This is a genomic window from Subdoligranulum sp. APC924/74, from assembly GCF_003324125.1.
Classification (GTDB): Bacteria; Bacillota; Clostridia; order Oscillospirales; family Ruminococcaceae; genus Gemmiger; species Gemmiger qucibialis.
In genome coordinates this window covers 86682-110778 of the sequence record NZ_PSQF01000002.1, presented here as the reverse complement: position 1 = coordinate 110778, position 24097 = coordinate 86682, and the positions used below count along the sequence as shown (strand labels likewise).

The window sequence follows — 24097 nt, the reverse complement described above, 5'->3', positions numbered from 1 at the left end:
TTCGGGAATTTCCCCGAACGGTGTCGCCCACCGCCTTCATTTCGCTTCACCCGTCAACCCGTGAATCGAAATGGAGGTACATAATGCAGAAGATCAATCTTCGGGAGCTGTATCCCGATGTGTATAAAACCGATGTCTTTGTGGATGTGGCCGAGGAAGTGCTGGCCGCGATCCGGGGCCAGGAACAGGACGATGCCGCCTACGAACGCCGGAAGTTCCGGCATAAGGCTCATTATTCTTTGAACCGGGGGGATGGCATTGAAAACGATGCCCTCAACCGGCCGCTCACCCCGGAGGAAATCCTGGAGCAGAAGCAGCTGCGGGAGGAAGTGTACGCCGCGCTGATGCAGTTGACCGCCATCCAGGCCCGGCGTATCTACGCCCGGTTTTACCTGGGCATGACGGTGGCCGAGATTGCCCGGATCGAGGGTGCTGACCGCCGCCGCGTGTGGGAGAGCATCCGGCGCGGGCTGAAGAAGCTGGCGCGTCGCTGGACACAGCCCGATAACCTGACCGCCGCATAGCGGCAAAAGAAAGCCGGTGGGGGTTTTTATTCCTCCACCGGCTTACTTATCCTCTAAATGTTCATCTGGGCCAACTCCGGCCGTCTGCACCATCTCTTTCAGCTCATCAGCCAACGCACGGGTCGAGTTTAACAGCACTTTTCTGGCAGCCGGAGGGCACGAAAGGTAAAGCTGCCGCATATCGTTGGCGGCTTGCTCATCTTCTGGCAGGTCGAGATTCATCAGGGAATCCAAAGATAAATTCAAGACTTTGCAAAAAGCGCGCAGGACCTCAAAAGAAGGGTTCTTCACCCCTCTTTCGCAGCCTTGAACGTGCTTCAGAGAAACGTGGCTCAGATCTGCGAGTTCCTGCTGCGTCAGTCCTTTTTCCTTACGCGCTTTTTGTATCCTTCGTCCCAGCTCTTTTATCAGTTCCATAGGCACTATCGTCTCCTTGTTTATATTTTATCGTGCCCATTTCCTTGCAGGAAGAACCTTATAAAAGGTGTATTTGAGTACGATAGTACCTATTTTATTGTGCTTGCTGTACGCTTGACTCGCCCGCGGCTCTTATTGAAGCGGCAAGGCAAAAATATTTTTCAAAAAAATCGCATTACAGGCAGGACAAACTGCCTGTTTTTGTCATGGTTAGCAAGAAGGGGATTTTTCCTTCGCTGATCTTTGACAACTGAATACACGGCAGAACAGGTACATAACCCGCGTATGAGCGAGTGCAGGGCGCCGCGAAGATGGAGCAGCCAGGAGGTGATGGACAAGCTGTTTCGGAGCGATCAACGTCCCTGTGACCCGGATGGTGGCACATCCGGCGCGATGACTGCGCGGGGGCTTAAAGATACTTCCTCACGGCCCGCCAAAGACTTGGGGGGAACCCTGCGGCGCACGCTATGAACGACGCTGCGGAGTTATGACAGCCGCGCCAGCGGAGACCTGTTCTGTCCCCAGCGTCAGGGATGCGTGGCAAATGTGGCGTGATAACCAAATTGATTTCGCGGCGATTCCCCATCGGTGCATGAGCGCCGATGGGGGTTGCCTTTCAAAGTTAGATACCATGTGCTGGCAGTTTCGGCTGCCAGCGTATTCATGTAACTTTGAACACGACCACAAAGAAAGGAGTATCCCTATGAGCCAGTTGATGCAAGCCTGTTCACCAGCTACAACCGATGAATTGGTTGACATCCGTGAAGTTGCGGTAGATAAGGCACTACCCAAAGAGGAACGGATTGCAGCCTTTCTTCACCAAATCAAAAATCCATATCGCTTCCGCTGTGGCGATTTTGTGGTAAACGCTGCTTTTGCCAACAACGGGGTCACATTGGAGGAATGCCTGCAAGGAATTTTGAGATGACTGACATCCTCGATTTTTTCCAAAGACCATGTTACGATGGACTTGGAAAAGGATGAAAACTGAAAACCTCAAAAACCACTCTTTTCTTGCGGGAGCTTCCGGGAGGAAAGGAGTGCTTTTTCATGCCAAAATATCAGGCAACCTCTTACATTCGTCTGTCTTACACAGATGACCGCTCCAGCGAGAGCGACAGCGTTACCAATCAGCGAAAGCTGATTGAGAATTTTATTAAACGGAACCCGGACATTGAAATCATATCCGAAAAAATCGACGATGGTTACAGCGGTATCATTTTTGACCGTCCGGCGTTTAAGGAAATGATGCAGGATATTACCGATGGCAAGATCAACTGCGTCATAGTCAAAGACCTTTCCCGCCTGGGGCGGGAATACATCGAAACCGGGCGCTACCTGCGGCGGGTGTTTCCCGCTTATGGGGTTCGCTTTATTGCCATCACGGATAATATCGACACTGCCCATGAGAACAGCGGGGACGACTTGACCGTATCCGTCAAGAACATTATGAACGAAGCCTACTGCCGGGACATTTCCATCAAAACCCGTACCTCTTTGGATATAAAGCGGCGGAACGGAGATTTTGTTGGGGCTTTCCCTGTTTACGGCTATATGAAGTCAGAGGAAAACAAAAACCTGCTTGTACCAGACCCGTATGCGGCCCGTGTTGTCCAGGACATTTTCCGTATGCGTCTGGATGGGACAAGCGCACTGCGGATCGCCACTACCTTAAATGATATGGGCGTCCTGTCGCCACTGGCCTATAAGAAAAACAACGGTTTCCCTTATGCCAAACATGGATACACAGACAAAGAGGACTGTAAATGGTCTGCTACGACGGTTATCCGCATTTTGCAGGACGAAACCTATACTGGCACGCTGGTACAGGGAAAACAGGGTACGCCGCACTATAAAATCAAGCAGATGGAGCAGCGGCCATCCTCTGAATGGATTCGCGTTCCCGACGCTCATGAGGCGCTGATCCCCAAGCAGGATTTCGAGCTTGTTCAGCGTATCCGCAGACTGGATACCCGCACGTCACCAAAGAAAGACACTGTGTATTTGTTCTCCGGCATCTTAATCTGCGGCTGCTGCGGGGCGCGCATGACGCGGAAAACGAACCGGGTCAAGGGCAAGGAATACCACTATTATTACTGCCCCACCGGGAAAAAGCATGGCTGTGCCAATCCTGTGATGCTCAAGGAGAGCGATCTGGTGGAGTGCGTCAAAGACAGCCTGAAGGGGTACATAGACAATGTGACCTGCCTGCAAGCCATTCTGGACGGCATCGACCAGAGCAGCATCAACCAGGCGCTGGCGAATGAATACGCTTCCCACATCGCAGCCAATGAGCGGCAGTTGGCGCAGGCGTTGGAGTTTAAGGCCCGCCTTTACGAAAACCTGGTTACCGGCACAATCAACAAAGAAGAATACACCGATTATAAAGCCAAATACACAAGGGCTGCGGAAAATGCGAAAGAAGCGATCCGCACTCTGAAAGATAAGCTGTCCGATGTGTTGGAAAACCGAAGTGAGCGAAACCGTTGGATTTCTCATTTCACGCAGTTTTCCACGATGGAGACCCTGGACCGCAAAGCTGTGGTCCACATGATACAGAGTATCAAGGTGATTGGGAAAAAGGAACTGGAGATCACCTTCACATATCAGGATGAATATCAGAAAGCCATTCAGCTGATTCAGCTGGCGGAGCAGACAAGCCAAAGAAAGGTGGGATGATTTGTGGCAAGAAAAAGCAGAAAAGAAACCGTGGTGCTTCCTGCACCGGAGATAGATACAACTTGCCGTGCCGGAGTTTATGTGCGGCTTTCCGTTGAGGATAAGCATACCCGTACTGCCTCTATTGAAACCCAGCAGTTGATTATCGCCCGGTATCTGGAGCAGAACCCGGAAATCATCGTGGTTCAAACCTACATTGACAACGGTGCAACGGGTACGAATTTTCACCGGCCCGGCTTCCAGCAGATGCTCTCCGATATTGAAGCGGGCCTTATCAACTGTGTCATTGTCAAAGATCTTTCCCGCCTGGGGAGGAATGTCATCGACACTGGCTACTATATCGAGCGGTATTTTCCTGCACAGGGGGTTCGATTTATCGCTGTGAATGACCGCTATGATTCTTCCTCCCCGGATCATGCCCATGATGGCATCATCATTCCTCTGCGGAACATGATTAACGAAGCCTATGCGCTGGATATAGCGAAAAAGATCAAAGCGCAGCAGCGGCAGGCAATGAAAGATGGCAAGTACGTTGGCGGGCGTACACCCTATGGATATTTGAAAGCCCCCGATGATTGCCACCAGCTGATCGTTGACCCGGTGGCGGCTGAGGTGGTCAAAACTATGTTTCAGTGGGCCGCTGAAGGCGATGGCCTGAACACTATTGCGGTTCGATTAAACGAGGCCGGAGTCCTCGCCCCAAGTCACTATAAGAAAAGGCTGGGCGAGATTACCCATGAGAATTTGATTGGAAATGGGAATTGGCAGACGCGCACGGTTGCCAAAATTCTCCGGGCAGGCGTTTATGCCGGCGATCTTGTGCAGGGCGTTTCCAAGGTCATCGACCACAAACAGGTCAGGGCCAGCGCCGATGAATGGACGGTCGTTCGTGATACGCATGAGGCCATTGTGAGCAGAGAGCTGTTCGATGCTGTACAAAAAGTCTTAGACTGTGCCGCACAACAGGCCAAAGACAGGGAAATACATTCCTGGTCCCCCAATCTTTTGAGAGGGAAAATTTTCTGCGCCCACTGCGGACACAGCCTCCACCGGCAAAAATGCGTCCGCAAAAAGACGCCGGATGTATATGTCTACCATTGTATCAGCAATAACCGCATCAAAAAGGGTGCTTGCCCCGGCGTTTTCATTGATGAAATGAACCTGCTGGATGCGTTGGCGGATATATTGCAGGAACAGCTCGATACCACGCTGGGGCAATACTCCCTCAGCCCGGAAAATCTCTCCAAAGAAGCTAAGGAACAGAAAAGTATTCAGGATAAAATTGCCAGCCGGAAACAGGAAATCCAACAGCTGCGTACCTACCAGCGCGGATTGTATGAGGGTCTGATCCAGAACCATCTGTCACAAGACGAGTATTTTGCCTTAAAGGACAAGTACGAAGCCAAAATCGAGGCGGTCAGCAAGGAAATTGAGCAGCTGAAAGCAGGGCTTGCGATTATTGCCAGGCAGCTGGAACAGTATAAAATGCTGTCCCAGGATGCACAGCATATCAAGGAAGATCGCCATCTGACGGCAGCCCTGATTGACCGGCTGATTGAACGTGTGGAGGTTTCCAGGGAGAAACAGATTACAGTTCATTTCCGTTTTCAAAGCGAATTTGAGCATTGCGAGGAGGTGCTGAACCAATGCAGAAATATGTAATCGCCCTATATATCCGTCTTTCCCTGGAGGATTACAAATACGACAGCATGAGCATTGAGAACCAGCACCTTGTGCTGAACGAGTTCGTTTCTTCCATGCCGGAGTCCACTGACGCAGAGGTTCTGGAATTTATCGACAACGGATATAGCGGGACAAATTTTGAGCGTCCCAAAGTCCAGGAACTGATTGAACTGGTTCGGGCCAATCAGATTGACTGCATCATTGTCAAAGATTTTTCTCGATTTGGGCGAAACAGCATCGAAACCGGATACTTCATCGAGCGGGTGTTCCCATTGTTTCACACCCGGTTCATCTCCATCAATGACGATTTCGACAGCGATCAGCACAAAGGCGATACCGGCGGGATGGATGTGGCTTTCAAATATTTGATCAGCGAGTATTACAGCCGCGATATGTCCATGAAAACCAAAAGCGCCAAGTACGCCAAAATGCAGCGCGGAGAATATCAGAGTAAGATTTGCCCGTATGGGTATCGCAAAAGCGCCGATGGCAGAATGGAGCCAAACCCGGAAACTGCTGCGGTGGTACAGCTCATTTTCCAGCTTGCGGCAACCGGCATTGGGGCGGCAGCCATTACCAGGGAACTATTTAAGCGAGGCATCCCAACCCCAGGGGAATATAAAGCCACTCATGGACAGCAGTACCACGATGTCTCACGCTCTCGTGGCCGCTGGAGCAGTTCTACGGTTCTCCGCATCCTGGAGGACGAACGCTATATCGGTTCCTACGTCATTGGACGGCGGGCAGTCATTGAAGTGGGAGGTACACGGAGCCGCATGAAGGACCGTGACAAATGGTTCATTATTCCCGACCACCATCCGGCAATTATTGAGAAAGAGCTGTTTGAGAAGGTGCAGGCCGTGCAGCGCCGGTTTTCCTTACCGACCCGGAAAATCAGGGAGTATCCACTGAAAGGCAAGGTCTATTGTGGCTGCTGTGACCATGCACTTTCCCGCATTGCTCAAAAGAAGCCGTTTTATATGTGCCGTCATTCGACTGCCGACGTAAACAGCCGCTGCCATACTATACGAGCGGACGCTGCCGGGCTGGAAGAAGCGGTGCTTATCACATTGAAAAAACAGCTGGAAATCCTGCTGCCTGCACATGAGGACGGAACCCTTCACCTGGACGCCACCGCCGCTAAATGCTCCGAATATGAGAAACAGTTGGAAGATTTGAGGGATCAGAAGCAAGCTCTCTTTGAACGGTATCTCCTGGGGCAGATCGAGCTGGACACTTATAAATCGCGGAAAACAGATTATGACGCAGAAATACGGAAAGTCAAAAATGCCTATGCTGCTGTCACCGCCCAGGCAAAACTGAAGCGAGAAGAACAGGCCCGCCAAAGCAACCGGCAAGAGATCGTTCACTCGATTGCAGAAGCGGATGCGCTAACTTCCGAGCTGACCGATCTGCTGATTGAAAAGGTATATATATTCCCCGACAACCGCATTGAGATTGTTTACAAGGTCCATGACCGCTTTGAATAACAGACGAAACAAAAACAGAAACCCCAGGCTATCAAATCCACAATCTTGGTAGCTTGGGTTTTCTGCTTTTCAGAATTATATTTTTTTGTCGTGTGCTTGACATACGGGTGGCGGAGGTCATGATAACGAATCGGGCGGAAACCATTCTTTAAGAGCATTTCGCGGAAAACCCGTGTCACATAGTCCGGGGTCACAAGATGACCCATATCATCCACGCAGATGTAGTCCTTATATTCCTTGCAGTAGCTGCCGCCGCAAAGTTTCATTTGCTGGTGCTGGCGTTTTTGGGCTTTCAGTAAAGCCTGTTCTACTGCGGGAATCAGAGGCAAACTGCGGAAGCTGGCCTTGTTTTTTGTACGGCACTTGGAAACGTCCACCATTTTGCCATCCACATTGATGCGTTCAAAGGTGCGTGAAATCGTGACGATTTTCCGTTCAAAGTCGATGGCCGACCATTGCAGACCGATTACCTCGCTACGGCGCAATCCATAGAACGCAGCAAGCATGACAGGAAGTTCCATTTTGGTATTTGCAAAAATAGGCAGCACTTCCATTAATTCATCCGCTGAATAATAGCTGGCAACAAAGTTGTCTTTTTTGGGGCGCTCCACTTCGGCAGCAGGGTTATAGGGAATCAATTTGAGCTTTGCCGCGTCAGATAAAGCCTTGCGGATGTTGGCATGGTAATGAAGTACGGTGTTTCCGCTTACTCCGCGCTGGTTGATTTCATGTGTGTAGAACATTTCAATATCCAGCACTGTGATTTCGTTCAAACGTACTTTCCGTTTAGCAAAATACGGTTCAATCCACGATCTGACATTCTGGCAATAGCCGGAATAAGTAACTTCTTCCCAGCTTTTGCGTTTCCATTGCAACCAAAATTCAAGGTAATCCGAGAACAGCATACCCGGCCAAGGTGAATTCCATCTTTCATCTTCCGTTTTGTTTTGGCTTTTGGGTTGACGCTCGTTTACACCACGCACTTCCTCTCCGGCATTGGCTTCGCGGATCATCGTCAGGAGCAGCGCCTTGGCCTTGGTTGCATTGCGGTCGGTGGACAACCCTGTACTCAGCGTTTTGCGGTTTCGCTTTCCTTTTTCATCTGTGGGCAGATTCAGAACGACATAATAGAATCCGTGTTTTTGCGTAAGATAGCCTGTAAGCTCTCCCCGAAAGAATGTGAGGTTATGATTTGCTTGTACATTGACCGGCTTTCGATTGCCGATACGGCGACGAAGCTGAAAATCAAGCCTGACACCGTGAGTACGCACAAACACAATGCAATCAATAAAATCCGCAATGCAATGGGGGAACACTGATGGGAGCATATAGAGAACTGCTGGCACAGGCCAAAAAAGCCAACCACACCGCTATCCAAAAGCTGTATGAGCGCTACTACACATTGCTGCGCAGTTACAGCTTTGTAAATGGCCGCTTTGACGAAGATCTGTTTCAAACACAGGTCATTGAATTTCTGATTGCGGTTTCCAAATTTCGTATGTGAGCAGCGCGAAAAATAATTTTAATTTTTCCCTCAAGGTTTTTATTTTTGCAGAGTATATAAGTTATAGAGGGTGTTGAAAGGCCCTCTCCCCTTGAGAGAACCTTGAAAGCAGAATAACCAGACCATTGGCTACATAAATTCGATCTTGCCGCAACCCACGGAGCGACGGCAAGCAGACTCTAAGGCGTGTGCAGCGGTTTAGCTATGATAGGATATTCCTGTCGCTATAAACGCGCTCACAGGCGCTCAGAGGGGCGGCGTGGAACACCGCCTATGCGATGAAAGGGTCGATCATTATGATACGCACCGTTGCGATACCCTCAAGGAATCGGCGGTACTGCCAACAATGTGGTACAGGACGCGGGCGCTGCTCCAGCAGCCGGGTCAATGGTCTGCCCTATATCCGGGAAGTAGTGTCGAATAGGATATACAATTTAATTTCAGATTATGGCGGTCACTTGTTTTCCACAGGTGACCGCCATGCTTGTGGAATTAAATCCGCAATTATTTTTGAGAGGAGTTGACGATTATGGGAGAACCATTTGGAAAGCGAGAAATTTTCCGAAAATACCCCGATGTAGTGGATGTACCACAGCTTTGCGAGATGCTGGGCGGTTCGCGGCCCGTGAGTAAGAAAACGGCATATCGTATGCTGAATGCAGGGAAAATCAAGGCATTTCGCATCGGACGCAGTTACCGCATCCCCAAGGTAAACGTAATTCGCTTTTTGCAGAACGAAACACCCGAAGATTGCAACACTGTCAATGCGACAATCGACAGCGTGGAGTAAAAAGCGCATATCCGCTATCATATAGGTGTCACCATTACCGTCAGATAGTCGGAAAGGAGCAACGCAATGAAAACGAAAGTTGTGCAAATAGGGCTTGATAGCCTCCCACATCAGTTTGGCTTCTACTGCAGATTCCAAGGATTCCTCCCGGATGGAATCTACGTGTTCAATGGTTTCGGCAGCATATTCATAGGAACATTCCACCTTTTGAATCTTCTTCAGATGGCGGATATAGGTCAACCTGCGGTTCTTCAGCACCGTGGCCAAATACGCGGTAAACTGCGCGGCCAGTGCGGCATCCTCACCATAAATCCAATATTTATTGGCATCCTTTTTTCTGGACATATTTACCTCCAAAATTTTGAGTTTCATTGAATAGAAGCTCAAAAAGGAGGTGCACGAGCGCAATAAAAATATCGTTTCAACGTGCATATTCAAAAAGACAAGCACAAAAAAGGCCCGACAGCCAATTTGGCTGTCGGGCCTGAAACGTAATGTAACTATACTTACATCGTATTTCGGTGCGTAAGGGTGGCCCAGTGCAAGGGGCTATGTTTTCTACACTATTGTTGTAAAATGTACAGCTTGCGCTGTGCTTTTTCACCAAGGCATCCAGAATCCCGGTGTTCAACTTATTGACCTCGACGTAGAGTAAAAAACGCCCGCGCTTTTCAGGCGCGGGCGTTATAAAAAGGAGAAAACGCGATTTTGCATTACGCAAAACGCAGAAAAAAGAGCATCAAATATCTATCAACAATATTTCTCAATGATTTTCTGCATAACATCCCAGCTTTTCTCCATGTCGGCGGTCAGTTTGAACTGGGTTCGGGCGCGGTTGAGGTTTTGAGTCTCGTAGTTGATGTGAAAGTAGTGGTCGCCCTCCAGATAATCGGCGAGGAAGCGCATACCACATTCCATCGTCATCAGTTTGGCACCCCACGGCAGGGTCTGCTTTTCCAGCGGGGTGAACGCTTCACCTGCTGCCTGCAAGAAGCCCTTGGTGTAAATTTCAAACAGTTCCATGCTGAAATTCACTTTCGAGAGGTCGGATTCATCCTCGGCGCAGTGGTTAGCGCCAAAACGGATTGAATCGCCAAAATCGTTCGCGGCCAGCCCCGGCATGACAGTGTCGAGGTCGATAACACACAGCCCCTCCCCAGTCGTTTTGTCGAACAGGATATTGTTCAGCTTGGTGTCGTTGTGGGTGACGCGCAACGGCAGTTTGCCCGCTGTCAGCAGGTCCACCATAACATGATAATCCTCTTCACGGGCGCGGACAAACTCAATTTCGCGCTGTACCTGTGCGGCGCGTCCCATGCGGTCCTCAGCCACAGCACGCTGGAAGTCCGCGAAGCGTTTTGGTGTATCATGGAAGTGAGGAATCGTCTCATGCAGGGTGTTTGCCGGGTAGTCGGCAAGCTGGTGTTGGAAATTGCCAAAAGCAACGGCGCTTTGGTAAAAATCTTCGGAGGACTGCACCTGCTGCAAGCAGACGGTGTTCTCCACGAAGTCATAGACACGCCAACAACCGCCGTCGGCGGCCTTATAATAGGGCTTTCCAGCTTTGGTCAGCGCAACATGGAGCGTGGCACGTTCCGGGTCAGCCCCGCGCTGTTTGGCCTTTTCGCGCAGAAAATCCGTTACACCGCAAATATTTTCCATCAGACCGTCCGGGTCTTTGAATGTATCAGTATTGATTTTTTGCAGAATATAGCGTTTTTGCGTTGCTTGTTCGGTGAGAGCATACGTCTGGTTGATATGCCCTTCGCCATAGGCGATTGGCTCGGACACCGGGCCGTTCCACGCCCACGCGGCTAAAATCTTGTTCATTTCATATACATCCTCTCGGTTTTGTATCAGGCCGTGATGCTGTACAACACAACGCCTGCCACGGCGGCACCCGCCATAACCTTGATTGGGCTGGGCTTCCACTTGCGCAGGACGAAAAAGCCTGCAAGGAAAATTACCAGCGCCATCAAGTCAAAGCTGCTCAAATCTGCTGGAAGAGTACGTTGGCCGTATAGTGCCAGAATCATCAACGAGATACCGGCAGAGGCAATCATAGCGATTACAGCGGGGCGCAGCCCTGCCAAAACCCCCTGCACAATGCTCAAGCCACGGAAGCGGTAGTACACATAAGCCAAAGTCATCACAATGACACAGGATGGGAAGATACAGCCGATAGTGGCAATCAGCGCTCCCGGCAGCCCAGCCACCTGAATTCCCACAAAGGTTGCCGCGTTAAGAGCGATAGGGCCGGGAGTCATTTCAGCAATGGCCATAATGTCGGCAAACCCCGTCATTGTCAACCAAGGGTGAATATCCACGACTTGGTCTTGAATTAAAGGCATGGCTGCATACCCGCCGCCGATGCTGAACAGGCCGACTTGAAAGAAACTCCAGAACAGTTCCAGATAGATCATTCCTCGACCTCCTTCTTTTGCAGATACAGCGTATCCAACGCACCAATCACACCGCAGACCAGAATAATCAGGATAATGTTCACGGAGAAAAAGCGAGTCGCCACGAAAGCCGCCAGCATCACAGCGATGGGCAGCAGGCGCTTCTTTTTCAGAATGGGCCATGCCATATTGATGACTACATCAAAGATGACTGCCGCCACACCGGCCAGCATACCGGCCATAGCCATGCTCACATACTTGTTGGAGCGAAATGCTTGGTAGAAAGCAGAAATGATGGAAATGATAATCAGCGGCGGCAGTGCTGAACCAACTACGGTAATCAATGCACCGGGGATTCCTGCCACATGGTAACCCACCAGAATAGAGGCATTGATGGCGATAGAGCCGGGGCTGGACTGGGCTATGGCCGTCAGGTCCAACATTTCTTCCTCCTCAATCCAGTGCAGTTCTTTCACAAAGCGCTCCCGCATGAGAGGGATAATGACAAACCCGCCGCCGAATGTACACGCGCTGAGTTTAAAGGTAGAAAGGAACAACTGCCAATATTTATTTTTCTTGTCCAATAGAATCTGTCTCCTTTTCAGCGGTACATCTGCACCGCACGGGCCATTTCACGCATTCGGGGTTCAGCGTAGGCAAAAAACTTTTGCAGTGCCTTGCAATAGTAACTGCGTTGGGCTTTGTCTGCTGTATTACGGTCACGCTTGCAGCCGCCGTGACATAGGTTTACCCATCTGCATTGCTGACATTCTGCGGGGACATTCCGGCCATCCTTTATAAAGATGCGCATTTTCTCCCCCAAAAGCAACGATTGTAAAGAGTCATTTTGAATCGTTCCGAGTTTGTACTCGTCCAAACAGTAAAAATCGCACGGGTAAACAGCGCCACTGCCCTCCACAACCATGTAAGAACCGCACGCGCCGGTGGTGGAGCAAGTTCCCGTCGGTGCGCCCATGAGCAGCTGTATATAATCTTCAAACAGGCGAACACTGACATAGACACCTGTTTTCCAGTCACGATACCATGCGTCAAACAGGGCGCACAAAAATTGCGCGTACAGTTCCGGCGAAAGAGAGTAATTTTCGATTCCTCGCTGCGCGCCCAAGGGGTCTAAGCAAGGGATGAATTGGAGATAGCGCACACCCGTTGCTTTCATAGACTTATACACACGTTCCGCCTTTTTAGCCAGACGCTTGGTGACAACACATAAAAGGTTGCACTCGATATGATACTGCTCCAGCAGTTTGATCATCTGCATGACCCTTGTCCATGTTCCGTCGCCGGAAACATCTGGGCGCAAAGCATCATGTACATCTGGAGTACCGTCTAAGCTGATACCAACAAGGAAGTTTTCTTCGCGGAAAAATTTCGCCCATTCTTCGGCAACAGCAAGGCCGTTTGTCTGGATGGCATACTGCACCGTTACACACTTTTGGTTGTACTTTCGCACTGTCTGCGTAAAGAACAGAAAGAAATCCAGCCCTGCTAAGGTTGGTTCTCCGCCCTGAAAAGCAAACGAAACAAAGCCGCCTTGGTCAAGTTCCTCAAAACAGCGTCGTATCAATGTCTCGGCTGTCTGCAAGGTCATCATGCAATCTTCGGAAGTGCTACGGTTTTGCTGCTCATCCCGATAAAAGCAATAGTGGCAGCGCATATTGCAAAATCCGGCTGCGGGTTTTATCAGAAATTGAAGCTGCTTCATAACACCTCGGTGTTCTGCAATACGGTCAGGGGCGTTTTGCCCACAAACAAGGTATGACCGTCTGTGTACTGTTCTTCACGGTTCTTTAAGGCGTTAATCAGCAGGGCACGCAGTTCAGCTACACGCTCCGGGTTTTCGTCCAGTGCATTTTTTGTTTCGTGCGGGTCATCGCGCAGGTTGAAGTACAGTTCCCGTCCAGTCTGGGAGTACCAGATGTATTTATCCTCTTTTGTCAGGATAAAGTGCATGGAATCTTCACCCAGCGTGTGTTCCCCATGCAGGTATTCGCGGTCTAGCGGGTGCAACAGGCTGGTGCCGTCCACCGTTTCGGGAATCGGGGCTCCTGCCAGTTCCAACAGCGTGGGCATAACATCCCGCAGTTCAGCCAAGTCCGTGCGAACCGTGCCGCGCTTTCCGATGTAACGCTCCGGCCCGGAGATAAACAGTGGTACATGGATACTGCCTTGGAATGGTTTTGCTTTCTGGAACATCAAATGGTCGCCCAGCATTTCACCGTGATCGGAGACAAACAAAATCACGGTGTTATCCATAATCTGTTCTTCCACCAGCGCGGAAATCAAGCGTCCGATTTGATGATCCATATGGGTGATGGCAGCATAATAGCCCGCCCGCAGCTGCTGAATATAGCTTTCATCCGAGGGTGCAGTCTGGGCATGGTAACTGTGACCGTCGCGCTCCCAGCGGACGCAGTCGTTCCAGTCGCCGCGCCAAGGTTCGGCTAGCGGCTTATCTTTGTACAAATTCAAATAATATTCCGGGGCGTCCAGCGGCGGATGCGGCCGCACGAAGCTGGCCATCAAGAAAAAAGGTTTAGAACGGTCACGGCGGCGCAGAAAATCCCGGCACTCGCTGGCGACCCAGTTGGTGGGATGGTACTTTTCTTCGTAAATCCACGGACGAACCACCCAACTGTTGCAGTCCAAGCCAGTATCTACGGGGTCTGCATCCACACCAAGCTGCTGCTTGAGCCACCAATAATAATCATCGGCCACACGCTGGTCTTCATAACTGGGCGTACTGGGGCGGCGGTAGGCATGGAGATAGCCATCATGCAGCCGTACATCGTTGAATCCCAAATTATTGCGCAGCGGGTGAACGTGCATTTTACCGACGCACTGCGTATAATAGCCCGCCTTGCTCAGTTCCCCAGCCAGCGTGTGGGTATAGTTCCACGGCACTAAATCCTCATACCCGACGCGACCAGTGTGTTCCTGTGACATACCTGTGTAAAGAGAGGCACGTGCGGGAACACAGGTCGGACAGGCAGAATAGGCGTTTTCATAGCGCACGCCCTCTGCGGCCAGTGCATCGAGAAACGGTGTTTTTACATCCGGGTGTCCGGCAATACCAAGGCAATCGCCGCGCATCTGGTCTGCCATAAGCAGGATAATATTAGGATGTTTATCCATAACAAACCTCATATCAATGTTTTTGCAGTCAAAGGCGTGCCGCACAGTACGGCACGCCTTTTTCCTGCTTTACAGATTATACCATTTGATCTCGTTTGCGTCCATGTGCAGGGTAAAGCTGCTTCCATCGCCGGTGTAGACGGTGGTGTCCTGCGGCTCATAGGTGTTGTTTACCACACAATATTTGCCGTTCTTAACGTAGGCGTGCACCTCGACATTGTAGTTCGTGCTGAACCATTTGTGCAGGTCGGCTTCATCGTGGGCAGCCCACAGGATGGCGCGGTACAGCACGCGGTTGTTCACAAAGCTGTACGGCAGACCGCTGATATACACACCGCGCCCCTTGCCGTACTCATGCGCAGCCATCTGGACTTCCTTGTCACGCTGAATGAGAATTTCTGTGCCTTCCCATGCAAAGATGTTCTTCTTGCCCTCGCCAAAGTCCACATCATGGTCGGGGCAGTCGGCCAGAATAAAGTGGTCGCGGTGCTCGTCCCAGTTGTACTTGTCGTAGTTTAGGGTGAAGCCCGTTTCCTTCTCCACGCCAAGCGGCGCGGACAGTTGCAAATAGCGCCCCTGATACTGGTGGCCGCCCGGTTCGCCGACGCCGATCAAGCCGCCGCCACGATGGACAAAGCCCTTGACAGCAGAGGAAATTTCCGGGTCCTCCCAGACCTTGCCGCCGGTGTGGGCAGTGTCGCCGTCGCCGACGTTGATAAGGACGTCAATGCCGTCCAGCACCTTCGGGTCGGCCTTGATGTCGTCAAAACTGATAAACTTCACATCGAACGGTGCGCCGGACAACGCTTCGATCACGCCCGCATAGCTGTAATTCTGCTTCTGGTACAGCGCATGGTGGACCATGTGGCAGCCCCACGCGCGTTGCTGCCCCCAGCTGTTCAGCACAGCCACAGTCTTGACGCAGTAGGGCGTGGTGCCCTTGATGTTCTCGTACAGTTCGCGGAACTCGTTGCAGACGCTCTCGACATAGTCGAGGAACTCCGGGAACTCGCAGGCCAGTTTCAGATAGCCGCCGTAGCCGATGCGGTCAATGGGCTTGCGCAGGATGGCGCGGCGTGCGGTGACCCAGTTTTCCTTGGCTTCGCGCACAGGGTCGCCGCCCTCGTGGAAGGTATCGGGGAAGAAGTAGGGCAGGAAGCGACCCTCGGTGTACTTGACGCCGGGAATGTCGGAAATCAGGCGCAGGGTGCTGCCGTTGCCGACGCTGCCGACAATGGCATCCACGCCGGACTGCTGAAATTCCGGCATAAACGGCTCACAGCCGATCCAGTGGTCGCCCAGGAACATCATGGCTTCCTTGCCGTAGGCGTGGACGATGTCGGTCATTTCCTTCATCAGCCCGGCGACCTCGCGGCGCTGGAATGCCTGGAAATCCTTATATTCCTTGCTCGGCACACGGTACTGGTTGTTGTAGTAGCCCTGGTCGATGATGAACTCCGGGCGGAACTTGTAGCCGACTTCCTTCTCAAACTGTTCCAAAATATAGGGGCAGACAGAAGCCGAATAGCCGTACCAGTCCACGTACTTCTCGCGGCGCAGCTCGTCAAAGACCAGCGTGAACAGGTGGAAGAAGGTCGTGAAGCGCACAACGTTGACATAGGGGTGGCTTTCCAGATACTCCCGCAGGCGTTTCATCGTGTAGGCGTGGGTCTTGGGCTGGCGCACATCAAACGGAATCTGATGTTCGACGCCCTTCCAGTCGTTGATGACCGAGTTGTACATGTGGACGGGGTCCCAAATCAGGTAGGCCAGGAAGCTGACCGTATACTCATGGTAGGCGGCGGGGGCGTCGATGACAACGCTCTCGCTGGCGGCATCATAGTGCCAGTCGGCGGTGGAGACGGGCTCACCCGTCGTGCGGTCGATGACCTCCCACCAGCGGGTGATGTCGTCATGGTCGTTGACCTTCATCAGTTCGCGGCTGATGCCCGTCATCAGAGGGATGGTCAGCGCACCGTTCTCCGCGGTGTAGAACGGGGTCATGATGTAGCACTGCTGGGTCTCGTCGGGGTTCGCCTTCGCCCACGCGTTGTCCTTACGGGTAGTGTAATAGGTGGCGTAAATCTTTGCGCCGGTGTCCTTTAGCTCCTGCGGGAACTCGGTGCCGTCGCAGTCACGGATGGCGTCCGCGCCCCAGCGCTTCAGCAGGTCGAGGGTTTCAGACACTGCGTCTGTATCGGTGGGAATCGTCACGCGGCCCATTTTTCTTACATCATTCATATAAGGATTCTCCTTGAAACGTAATATTTTGAATGGAGGAAAGTCAAATCAGCCCTTGACGCCGCCACTGGTAGCACCGACAATAATCTTTTCAGACAGGAAAAGATACAGCAGGAAAGTAGGCATGAACACAATGATAACTGCGGCAAACATAGCACCGTACTGGCCGGAATATTTCATTGCGTTGACAATCTGCAACAAACCGACACCAACAGGGGTCATAGAATCGCTGGTAGTGAAAATCAACGCCATGAAGAACTCGTTCCACACAGACATGAAGTTGAAAATCGTAACCGTAATAATGGCGGGCTGAACCAGCGGCAGCATAATCTGCCAGAACGTCCGAGAATGGCTGCATCCGTCAATGTAGGCCGCCTCCTCATAAGACCGGGACAGTGAGGAGAAGAAATCCAGTAGGTAAATCGTGGTATACGGTACGCGCAGCATAATGTACAGCACAACCAACAGCACGCGCCCCTTGATGCCCCACTGCACAGCCAAAGAGTAGAGAGGCATGATGATCATAATGGTGGGAACACTCATGGCAATGACCAAGCCGATACGGATGGCCTTACCGCCGACAAACTTCCAGCGAGAAAGCACATAAGCACCGGGCGCGGAAATAAGCAATACGCCCACACAGGAAACAATGGCATAAACCAAGCTGTTGAAGAAATACAGCGATACATTTTGGGTGTTCCAAGCTGTGACGTAGTTATCCCACTTCAGACCATTGGAAAAGTCCATAACACGGCCCGTCAGAATTTCCTTTGTTGAGGAAAGGCTGGCGCAGACGATCCAGAACAGGATGGCAGCCGTAAGCGCGACCCACGCGCAAACAATGATATAACCGGGCAGAAGCCGAAGCTCTTTCTTCCAGTTGATTCTATCGTGATATTTTCCCATAACTGCTCTCCTACCTTAATACTCCAGATCCGAGTCTTTCAAGATCAGGTTGGTGATAACGTACACAGCAATGATAATCAAAGTCAGCACAACGCCAACCGCTGCGCCTGCACCAGCATCGCGCTCGACAACGCCCTTGCCTCCAAACACCGTATCGTACAGGTACACAACGGGCACAATAGTGGCCGTTTCCGTGTTGATGGGGGAGAACATCTTCGTCCACAGGAAGAATGTGGTAGCATTGATGCTCCAGAAAGTAACACAGGTGCGGATGACGCCTTTCAGCAGGGGCAGCGTAATCTGGAAAAAGCGGTCAAAGATATTCGCGCCGTCGATGGTGGCAGCTTCGTACAAGTCCTGCGGGATACCTTCGATACCGCTGATGAAAATCAGCATATAGTAACCAACGCTGCCAAAGATGAAAGCAATCATCATAGCCCAGAAAATCAGGTCTGTACCCAGCCAGCGGACATTCTCGCCGCCGAATGCTTTGACAATCTGGTTCAGCAGACCATAATCATAGTTGAACACATACTGAATCCACATGGTGGCCAGTGCTACGGCGCTGATGATATTGGGCATATAAATGGCGGCCTTGAAGAATTTTGCGCCGCGGATGCCGCTGGTCAAAATTACGGCCATCAACATGGACAGGCACATCGTAATGATGCCGCCTACCAGCCAAATCATCACCATGTTTTTCATGGAACTGATAAAACCGGCATTGCGCAGGATTTTGAAATAGTTTTGCAGCCCATAGAAGCTCCATGTGCTTGTAGTTGCCGTAAGGCTCTCTACCTTAAAGAAACTCATGATAACTGTCCGAACGACCGGATAGACATACATGAACAACAGGCAAAGAACGGTGGGCAGAATGAATAGGAAAATCATTGTCTTGTTCTTTTTCATACTGGTAATACCTCAAAAATGAAATGTCATAAGCAAAGGCGGCACCCATTCAGGTGCCGCCTCCGTTCAGATTGAGGGAATCCTGAATAAATCCATTACAGCCGCACCGCTTGACGGCGTACCGTGATTTATTATAGGATTAGCCGCACAGGGTATCCAAGTAAGCGCAGTAGTCGGCGCCGGTTGCGTACTTGCCTTCGAACAGCTCGATCATGGAGCTCTTGATGGAGGACCAGCCGTCCAGCGTGTTCAGAGAACCGCACCAGCTCATCGGGGTGGTGGTGTTCTTCAGCGTCTCAACAGAGCCGGCCAGGACAGACTCTTTCAGGCGGGTGTCAGCAGGGATCTGACCGCCCTTGTCAACCAGCTCCTGCCCGCAGGTGCCGGTAACGATGGTCATAATGAAGTCAAATGCAGCCTGCGGGTTCTCGCAGGAAGAGGAGATGGCCAGAGAGTTTGCACCGGCGTAAGCAGAAGCATCAACATTGCCCTCGACTTCGGGATAGTTGAAGAAGCCCCAGTTTACAGGCTCACCAACAGCAGCATCAACCTCGGAAGTGACATAGTTTGCGCAAGCAACCATAGCCGCCGTGCCAAGGCCAACCTTGGTCTGGCTGGCAGGATAAGCATCAGGTGCGCCCTCGGCCAGATAACCAGCGTTCACGAAATCAATGATTTCCTGCGCAGCCGTAACAGCAGCTTCATTGTCAGCCCAGCCACCGTTCTTGCCCAGCTCGGCAATGGTGTCCTCGCCCAGATGGCGGACCAGATGGTTGTAGAAGTTGAAGTTTGCGTAAGCACCGTCCAGCGCCAGCGGCTCATAGCCGTTGTCTTTCAGGGTCTGGCAGACAGTCAGGAACTCATCCCAAGTCTTGGGGGCGTCGGTAATGCCACAGGCATCGAAAACGTCCTTGTTGTAGAAGATACCGCCAATCTGGGGCTGCTCTACGATGGAGTTCAGGTAGCCAGCCCATTCTTTGGACTGATCATTGAAGCAAGCATAGCTGAAGTCATCATAACCGACAGCGTCTGCCATCTCGGTCAGGTCGTAGGTGTAGGGAGCGTAAGCGTGGCCGATACGGTTGTAATCATCCTCGAAGATGTCCAGTTTTTCGCCAGATTCCAGCGCGGCAGAAATCAGGGTGTTGACATCGCGGCCTTTCCACTCGATGTTGACGTGTGCGCCAGTTTCAGCCTCGAAAGCGTCAGCGGCGGCCTGAATTGCATTTGCCTGAACCTCACCGGCAGACCACATGGACCACATGGTCAACTCAACGCCCTCATACTTCTTGCCATCAGTAGCCGTAGACTCGGCAGCCGTGGATTCAGCAGGAGCAGTAGAGGTAGCTTCCGAACTTTGAGCGCTGCCACCACAAGCAGCCAGAGATGCTGCCATAGCAGAAGCCATCAAAAGTGCAACGATCTTCTTCATTTGTGTTTTCCTCCTAAGTGTAAATTCTGTGTCGGGATTACTTCCCTTTCGCGGTGACTTAAGTTTAGTGCTTTTCCAGTTTTTTAGCAATTATTATCTTGCCCACCTATTTTACAATCTTGCTGTTTCGCTGCTTTTCGGCATATCGCTGGTTTTTTGTAGGTAATCGTTGTGCATTTTTACCATTTGCTTTTTTCATCAAATGTTAGTTGTTGACAAAAACGCCGAATACCGTCTTGCATTTTTCAGCCTCGTGCAATATAATGACAATATACTACAAAATAGGAAGTGTGACCCCCATGAGCCATATTAACTACTCCTTTAATCAGACTGATGATTCCCTGCCCCGCGATAAGATGAAATTACGCAATATTGCTTCCACAAGGTATAGCGGGGATTGGCCCTCCATTCCACATTCTCACAGCTATGCTGAATTATTTTATATTGTAGATGGTGCGGGGCAATTTCAAATCAACGATAAATTATTCCCTGTTCAGGCACACCAGCTTGTTGTTGTAAACCCCAATGTTATCCATACAGAGGTCAGCTTGGAATCCCACCCGCTGGAATACATTGTGCTGGGTATCGAGGGGTTAGAATTTACGATTTCCGATGCCGCCGAGGGCAGCTTTTGCGTTTATACGTTTGACGGAAACAACGATGTACTGCCCTGCATGAGAAAGATCCTTACGGAAATGCAGAATCGGGAATCCAATTTTCAGATACTTTGTCAGGCTTATATGGATATTATCGTGGTACAGCTTATGCGAAATGCCAGTGTATCCGCTGTTCCAATTCATTCTCGGCTGCCTGCTAACCGCCAGTGTGCAACTGTAAAGCGCTATATCGACCACCATTATAAAGAAAATCTTACGCTGGATGAGCTTGCTGAAAAGGTTAGTATCAGCAAATATCACATGGCACACGCTTTTAAGCGCGAATATGGTGTCTCTCCTATCAACTATATCATTGACTGCCGCATCCGGGAGGGAAAGCGGCTATTGGCCGAAACCGGCCTTGCACCATCCCAGATTGCCAGCATTCTCGGCTTTTCTTCGTCCAGCTACTTTTGCAAGACATTTAGCAACATAGAGGGAACATCCCCGACAGAATATCGTAAAGCAAACCAAGTGAAATTTTGATGTCCACTTCCTATAAGCGAAACGATCTCACAAACTAAAAGTCGGCATATAATAGCACACTTTGGCGATTTTTGTCAAATGATTCCGTCATGGATAGCGTGATTCAATATCATTCTCAACAAGAGCCTGCCGCACTTCGTATGTATTGGCTGTGTCAGCAGCAAATATTTCTGCTGCTGTTCGGCACGAAAGTACAACTCAAAATTGCCAAAATAAATAGCAGCCCGCGCAATGATGCCCCCTATATAGCGAACAGTGAAATAAAGCACTGAAAGCTATATAGGGGGCATATCATGCTAAAGGCTTCTTTTCGCTTATTCTGCGGTGTGAAACGCTCTGCATGAACTCCTATACGCAGGAAGCAAGTCGAGATACGGCTGCCAACGTCTGCGAATCTCCGCAATCTCGTCATCATCTGCATCAGGATAAAAGTGTTCTCTCTTAGCTTCTTGAAAAACATCCGTTGCAACTTCGTTGAATAGTTCGGCACACAATTCATCCGCAGAAGTAATGATTTGATCCTCCTCGATGGTGTTTTTTGTTGGGTCGATATGCAGCAGCAGATACCCCAGCTTTTCAGACCAGACAAAATCCAAGAATTTACTTGCGTGAATATAATCCTTGAAAACGCCGTACACGCGCTCAATTTCTTTCCTTTCGGCTTCACTGTAAATCAATGCCGTTTTCCTCCTCATTTTCTTGTGCTTCGCGGAGAATTTCATCGCAGAGATAAGCATAGTCCGGCAGTTTTTCGATTACAGGCTTCCAAGCGGCCCGCACTTGTGCAGCTTCGTCCTTATCCATAGTAGAAAAGTTGTGATTGCGCTTTGTCTGCATCAGCACGGTGATGGCCATATCATCCAGCAGTCGGTGGCAAAGCTGTGTCGCGGTATGTAAATCATCGCAGCTTTCAGATTCGTGGGTTTTCTCATTGATGGTAAGAAATACATAGCCAACCTTATCAGACCAGAGGAGGTCAACACTGCCCTCGCTTTCCAAATAATCGGCAAAAGCGCTTTCAACGCGCCGCATTTCAAGCGTTCTTTTCATTTTGAATGACATAGAGAAGTTCCTTTCAGGCAATTTTTATCTTTATGCTGGGGGTCACTGTCTCTATTATACACACTTGCTTATCCTATAATCTGGACTACAACTATATTTTCAACATTTTGCAAGAAAATGTTTATTCTTATTGTGGAGTAACTGCATCCAGTGGGTTCACGCGCACACCATTCTGCATCACCTCAAAATGCAGATGGAAACCTGTGCTGTCGCCGGTGTTGCCAACATAGCCAATGACTTGCCCCGCCGTGACGGTTTCGCCCGCTGAAACAGCAGCGGCAGTCATGTGGGCATACCGCGTAGACAGGCCCGCGCCGTTATCCAACAGAACTTGGTTGCCATAGCTATTGTTCCAGCCGGAAATGATGACCGTACCGCCGTGAGCAGCCAAGATAGGCGTACCCTCCGGCGCGGGAATATCCGTACCGCGATGGCCGGAGTTGCCGTAAGCATCTTCCTCGCCAAAATTGCAGGATATGTAGGTGTGACCGGGCAGCGGCCAGCAGAGTTCGCCGTCCTCGATAATGCCGATGCTGCCGCCGCAGAGGGCAAGCAGCGTAGGGCGCATTTCATCGGAGAGAAGTTCGTGTAAAATGTCTTTTTGGTCTTGGGTAAAATTGTACAACTCCGCCAGTTCATCCACGGTTTTGCTGCTGACGGTGAGGTGCAGGATATACTCGGTTTGTTGCTCCGGGTCGGGGTCGTCCTCGGTGGGGTCGGGGGTGACGTCTACTTCTTCGACTTCATAGGTGATTGTGTGCATAGCCCAAAAGGTATCTTGGATGCGCTGCTTTTGGGCAGCGTTGATAACGACCACGTCGCTGTCGGCGTTGAGGTTGGTATGCACCGCAAAGACTGCCAGCACCTCCGGCCAATAACTTGCCCATGTGTGACCGCCCTCGTAGTCGTAGGCAATGGTGGTTTCGCTGCACTCTGGGTGCGCCGACACGATGTCGTTGATGGCTGCGCCGAAGTCGGCGTTGGTCTCGGCTACGATTTCGGCAATAGGGATACTGTCGTTGTCGTTGGATTCATTGGCAAACAGGATGCCCATAGGTGAGCCGATGACCGCAGCCGCCGCGCCGATCACCATCGCCAGCACCAATACCACGCAGCCCGCGCCCAGCAGAGCCAGCAGCGATTGGGCGGCACGGCGCACGGTTTGGGAGAGCAGGGCTTTGATTTTGGCTGCGATATAATGAACGCCACGGCTGATTGCATCAACCGTGGCTTGTTTGTGGCTGATTGTAGGTAGCTTGGGAGCTTGGGTAACGAGGGGAGCGGTGCTGGCCGCTGCTGTGGTGGCCGTCTGCCTTTGCAGATAGCGGCGCACAACTTCGCGGGTCAGATGCCGCCGCTTCAGCCGCTGCATTTGGGCGCGGTAGGGTGGCGGTGTTGGTGCAGGAACGTCAGCGGGCGGTGCGGGGGCTTGGGGCGCGGGCTTTTTGGCTGCAACGGCCTTTTGGCGAAAGCGCTGCTTTTTGAACAATTCCCGGCGCTCGGCCTGCGTGGGAACGGTGACTTTTTCTTTTTCAGGCGGCTTTGGCGCTGTTGCGGTGCTGCTTTGTACGGCGAGAGTTTTTCGCTTTTCTTGCAGTGCGCGAAATTTGCGGTAGCTCATGCGGGCGGTTCTTTGCGCCGTTCCGTTTGCACGGTCAACTGCGCCGGAAACGCCCTGCTGTACCTCGCCCTGTGCATATTCTTCGGGGGATTGCTGGCGCTGGTCGGCAGTATGTTCCCCTTGCGACTTGGCTCGCATGAGT

Annotated in this window: 24 protein-coding genes; 10 read left to right on the top strand and 14 right to left on the bottom strand. The window is 51.1% G+C overall.

Going from position 1 to position 24097, the window contains the following annotated elements; all coding sequences use genetic code 11:
* The first annotated feature begins 83 nt into the window (after positions 1 to 83).
* Entirely contained in the window at positions 84 to 524 is a 441-nt protein-coding gene (locus C4885_RS01735; RefSeq protein ID WP_113998765.1) for an RNA polymerase sigma factor, read from the top strand.
* A 42-nt stretch (positions 525 to 566) separates the two neighbouring features.
* Here C4885_RS01735 and C4885_RS01730 read toward each other — a convergent pair whose 3' ends face one another.
* A complete protein-coding gene (locus C4885_RS01730) occupies positions 567 to 941 on the bottom strand; it encodes a helix-turn-helix domain-containing protein (protein WP_084730578.1) in 375 nt (124 codons plus the stop codon).
* A 703-nt stretch (positions 942 to 1644) separates the two neighbouring features.
* Between C4885_RS01730 and C4885_RS01720 the strand changes: the two genes are divergently transcribed.
* The 4 genes from C4885_RS01720 to C4885_RS01705 all read left to right on the top strand — a co-directional run bounded on the left by C4885_RS01720 (position 1645) and on the right by C4885_RS01705 (position 6793).
* Positions 1645 to 1869, top strand: a complete 225-nt coding sequence (locus tag C4885_RS01720) for a DUF6870 family protein (RefSeq protein ID WP_176927043.1) — start codon at positions 1645 to 1647, stop codon at positions 1867 to 1869.
* 122 nt (positions 1870 to 1991) lie between these two features.
* Positions 1992 to 3620, top strand: coding sequence for a recombinase family protein (locus C4885_RS01715; RefSeq protein WP_105204242.1), 1629 nt, complete (start codon positions 1992 to 1994; stop codon positions 3618 to 3620).
* Between the two features lie 3 nt (positions 3621 to 3623).
* Positions 3624 to 5282, top strand: a complete 1659-nt coding sequence (locus tag C4885_RS01710; protein WP_105204243.1) for a recombinase family protein — start codon at positions 3624 to 3626, stop codon at positions 5280 to 5282.
* Complete coding sequence (locus C4885_RS01705; protein WP_105204244.1) at positions 5267 to 6793, top strand: recombinase family protein; 1527 nt, start codon at positions 5267 to 5269, stop codon at positions 6791 to 6793. The genes C4885_RS01710 and C4885_RS01705 overlap by 16 nt, the downstream gene beginning before the upstream one ends.
* On the opposite strand, the gene C4885_RS01700 is transcribed toward C4885_RS01705, so the two are convergent.
* Entirely contained in the window at positions 6766 to 7698 is a 933-nt protein-coding gene (locus C4885_RS01700; protein ID WP_371681613.1) for a tyrosine-type recombinase/integrase, read from the bottom strand. The genes C4885_RS01705 and C4885_RS01700 overlap by 28 nt on opposite strands.
* 282 nt (positions 7699 to 7980) lie before the next feature.
* Between C4885_RS01700 and C4885_RS17270 the strand changes: the two genes are divergently transcribed.
* The 4 genes from C4885_RS17270 (at position 7981) to C4885_RS01680 (ending at position 9462) form a co-directional block, all read left to right on the top strand.
* Positions 7981 to 8112 (top strand): sigma-70 family RNA polymerase sigma factor, encoded by a 132-nt coding sequence (locus C4885_RS17270; protein ID WP_113998763.1) that lies wholly within the window; start codon positions 7981 to 7983, stop codon positions 8110 to 8112.
* Entirely contained in the window at positions 8112 to 8297 is a 186-nt protein-coding gene (locus C4885_RS01690) for a helix-turn-helix domain-containing protein (RefSeq protein WP_113998762.1), read from the top strand. Before C4885_RS17270 ends, C4885_RS01690 begins: the two co-directional genes overlap by 1 nt.
* Positions 8298 to 8826: 529 nt before the next feature.
* Positions 8827 to 9087: a helix-turn-helix domain-containing protein gene (locus C4885_RS01685; RefSeq protein ID WP_113998761.1), complete on the top strand. Its 261-nt coding sequence runs from the start codon at positions 8827 to 8829 to the stop codon at positions 9085 to 9087.
* Between the two features lie 66 nt (positions 9088 to 9153).
* Positions 9154 to 9462, top strand: coding sequence for a hypothetical protein (locus tag C4885_RS01680; RefSeq protein ID WP_113998760.1), 309 nt, complete (start codon positions 9154 to 9156; stop codon positions 9460 to 9462).
* A gap of 375 nt (positions 9463 to 9837) precedes the next feature.
* Here the strand turns inward: C4885_RS01680 and C4885_RS01675 are convergent, their stop codons facing one another.
* The 9 genes from C4885_RS01675 to C4885_RS01635 all read right to left on the bottom strand — a co-directional run bounded on the left by C4885_RS01675 (position 9838) and on the right by C4885_RS01635 (position 20130).
* Positions 9838 to 10917 carry a phosphotransferase enzyme family protein gene (locus C4885_RS01675; RefSeq protein WP_113998759.1) on the bottom strand — a complete coding sequence of 360 codons (1080 nt, stop codon included), beginning with the start codon at positions 10915 to 10917 and terminating at the stop codon, positions 9838 to 9840.
* 26 nt (positions 10918 to 10943) lie between these two features.
* Entirely contained in the window at positions 10944 to 11510 is a 567-nt protein-coding gene (locus C4885_RS01670) for a chromate transporter (protein ID WP_113998758.1), read from the bottom strand.
* Entirely contained in the window at positions 11507 to 12073 is a 567-nt protein-coding gene (locus C4885_RS01665) for a chromate transporter (protein ID WP_199488064.1), read from the bottom strand. The genes C4885_RS01670 and C4885_RS01665 overlap by 4 nt, the downstream gene beginning before the upstream one ends.
* 17 nt (positions 12074 to 12090) lie before the next feature.
* Positions 12091 to 13212 (bottom strand): anaerobic sulfatase maturase, encoded by a 1122-nt coding sequence (locus tag C4885_RS01660; protein WP_113998756.1) that lies wholly within the window; start codon positions 13210 to 13212, stop codon positions 12091 to 12093.
* Positions 13209 to 14642: an arylsulfatase gene (locus C4885_RS01655; protein WP_113998779.1), complete on the bottom strand. Its 1434-nt coding sequence runs from the start codon at positions 14640 to 14642 to the stop codon at positions 13209 to 13211. Before C4885_RS01655 ends, C4885_RS01660 begins: the two co-directional genes overlap by 4 nt.
* A gap of 69 nt (positions 14643 to 14711) precedes the next feature.
* Complete coding sequence (gene gnpA / locus C4885_RS01650) at positions 14712 to 16883, bottom strand: 1,3-beta-galactosyl-N-acetylhexosamine phosphorylase (protein ID WP_113998755.1); 2172 nt, start codon at positions 16881 to 16883, stop codon at positions 14712 to 14714.
* A 48-nt stretch (positions 16884 to 16931) separates the two neighbouring features.
* Positions 16932 to 17789 carry a carbohydrate ABC transporter permease gene (locus C4885_RS01645; RefSeq protein ID WP_113998754.1) on the bottom strand — a complete coding sequence of 286 codons (858 nt, stop codon included), beginning with the start codon at positions 17787 to 17789 and terminating at the stop codon, positions 16932 to 16934.
* Positions 17790 to 17804: 15 nt separating this feature from the next.
* Positions 17805 to 18698 (bottom strand): carbohydrate ABC transporter permease, encoded by an 894-nt coding sequence (locus C4885_RS01640; protein WP_113998753.1) that lies wholly within the window; start codon positions 18696 to 18698, stop codon positions 17805 to 17807.
* A gap of 139 nt (positions 18699 to 18837) precedes the next feature.
* Positions 18838 to 20130 carry an ABC transporter substrate-binding protein gene (locus tag C4885_RS01635; protein ID WP_078785479.1) on the bottom strand — a complete coding sequence of 431 codons (1293 nt, stop codon included), beginning with the start codon at positions 20128 to 20130 and terminating at the stop codon, positions 18838 to 18840.
* A 299-nt stretch (positions 20131 to 20429) separates the two neighbouring features.
* Between C4885_RS01635 and C4885_RS01630 the strand changes: the two genes are divergently transcribed.
* Complete coding sequence (locus tag C4885_RS01630; protein ID WP_158538777.1) at positions 20430 to 21272, top strand: AraC family transcriptional regulator; 843 nt, start codon at positions 20430 to 20432, stop codon at positions 21270 to 21272.
* Between the two features lie 314 nt (positions 21273 to 21586).
* Here the strand turns inward: C4885_RS01630 and C4885_RS01625 are convergent, their stop codons facing one another.
* The 3 genes from C4885_RS01625 to C4885_RS01615 form a co-directional block, all read right to left on the bottom strand.
* On the bottom strand, positions 21587 to 21949 hold the full coding sequence (locus C4885_RS01625) for a hypothetical protein (protein WP_113998751.1): 363 nt from the start codon (positions 21947 to 21949) through the stop codon (positions 21587 to 21589).
* Complete coding sequence (locus tag C4885_RS01620; RefSeq protein WP_113998750.1) at positions 21936 to 22334, bottom strand: hypothetical protein; 399 nt, start codon at positions 22332 to 22334, stop codon at positions 21936 to 21938. The genes C4885_RS01625 and C4885_RS01620 overlap by 14 nt, the downstream gene beginning before the upstream one ends.
* A 127-nt stretch (positions 22335 to 22461) precedes the next feature.
* A complete protein-coding gene (locus tag C4885_RS01615) occupies positions 22462 to 24093 on the bottom strand; it encodes a M23 family metallopeptidase (protein ID WP_158538776.1) in 1632 nt (543 codons plus the stop codon).
* Between the last annotated feature and the right edge of the window lie 4 nt (positions 24094 to 24097).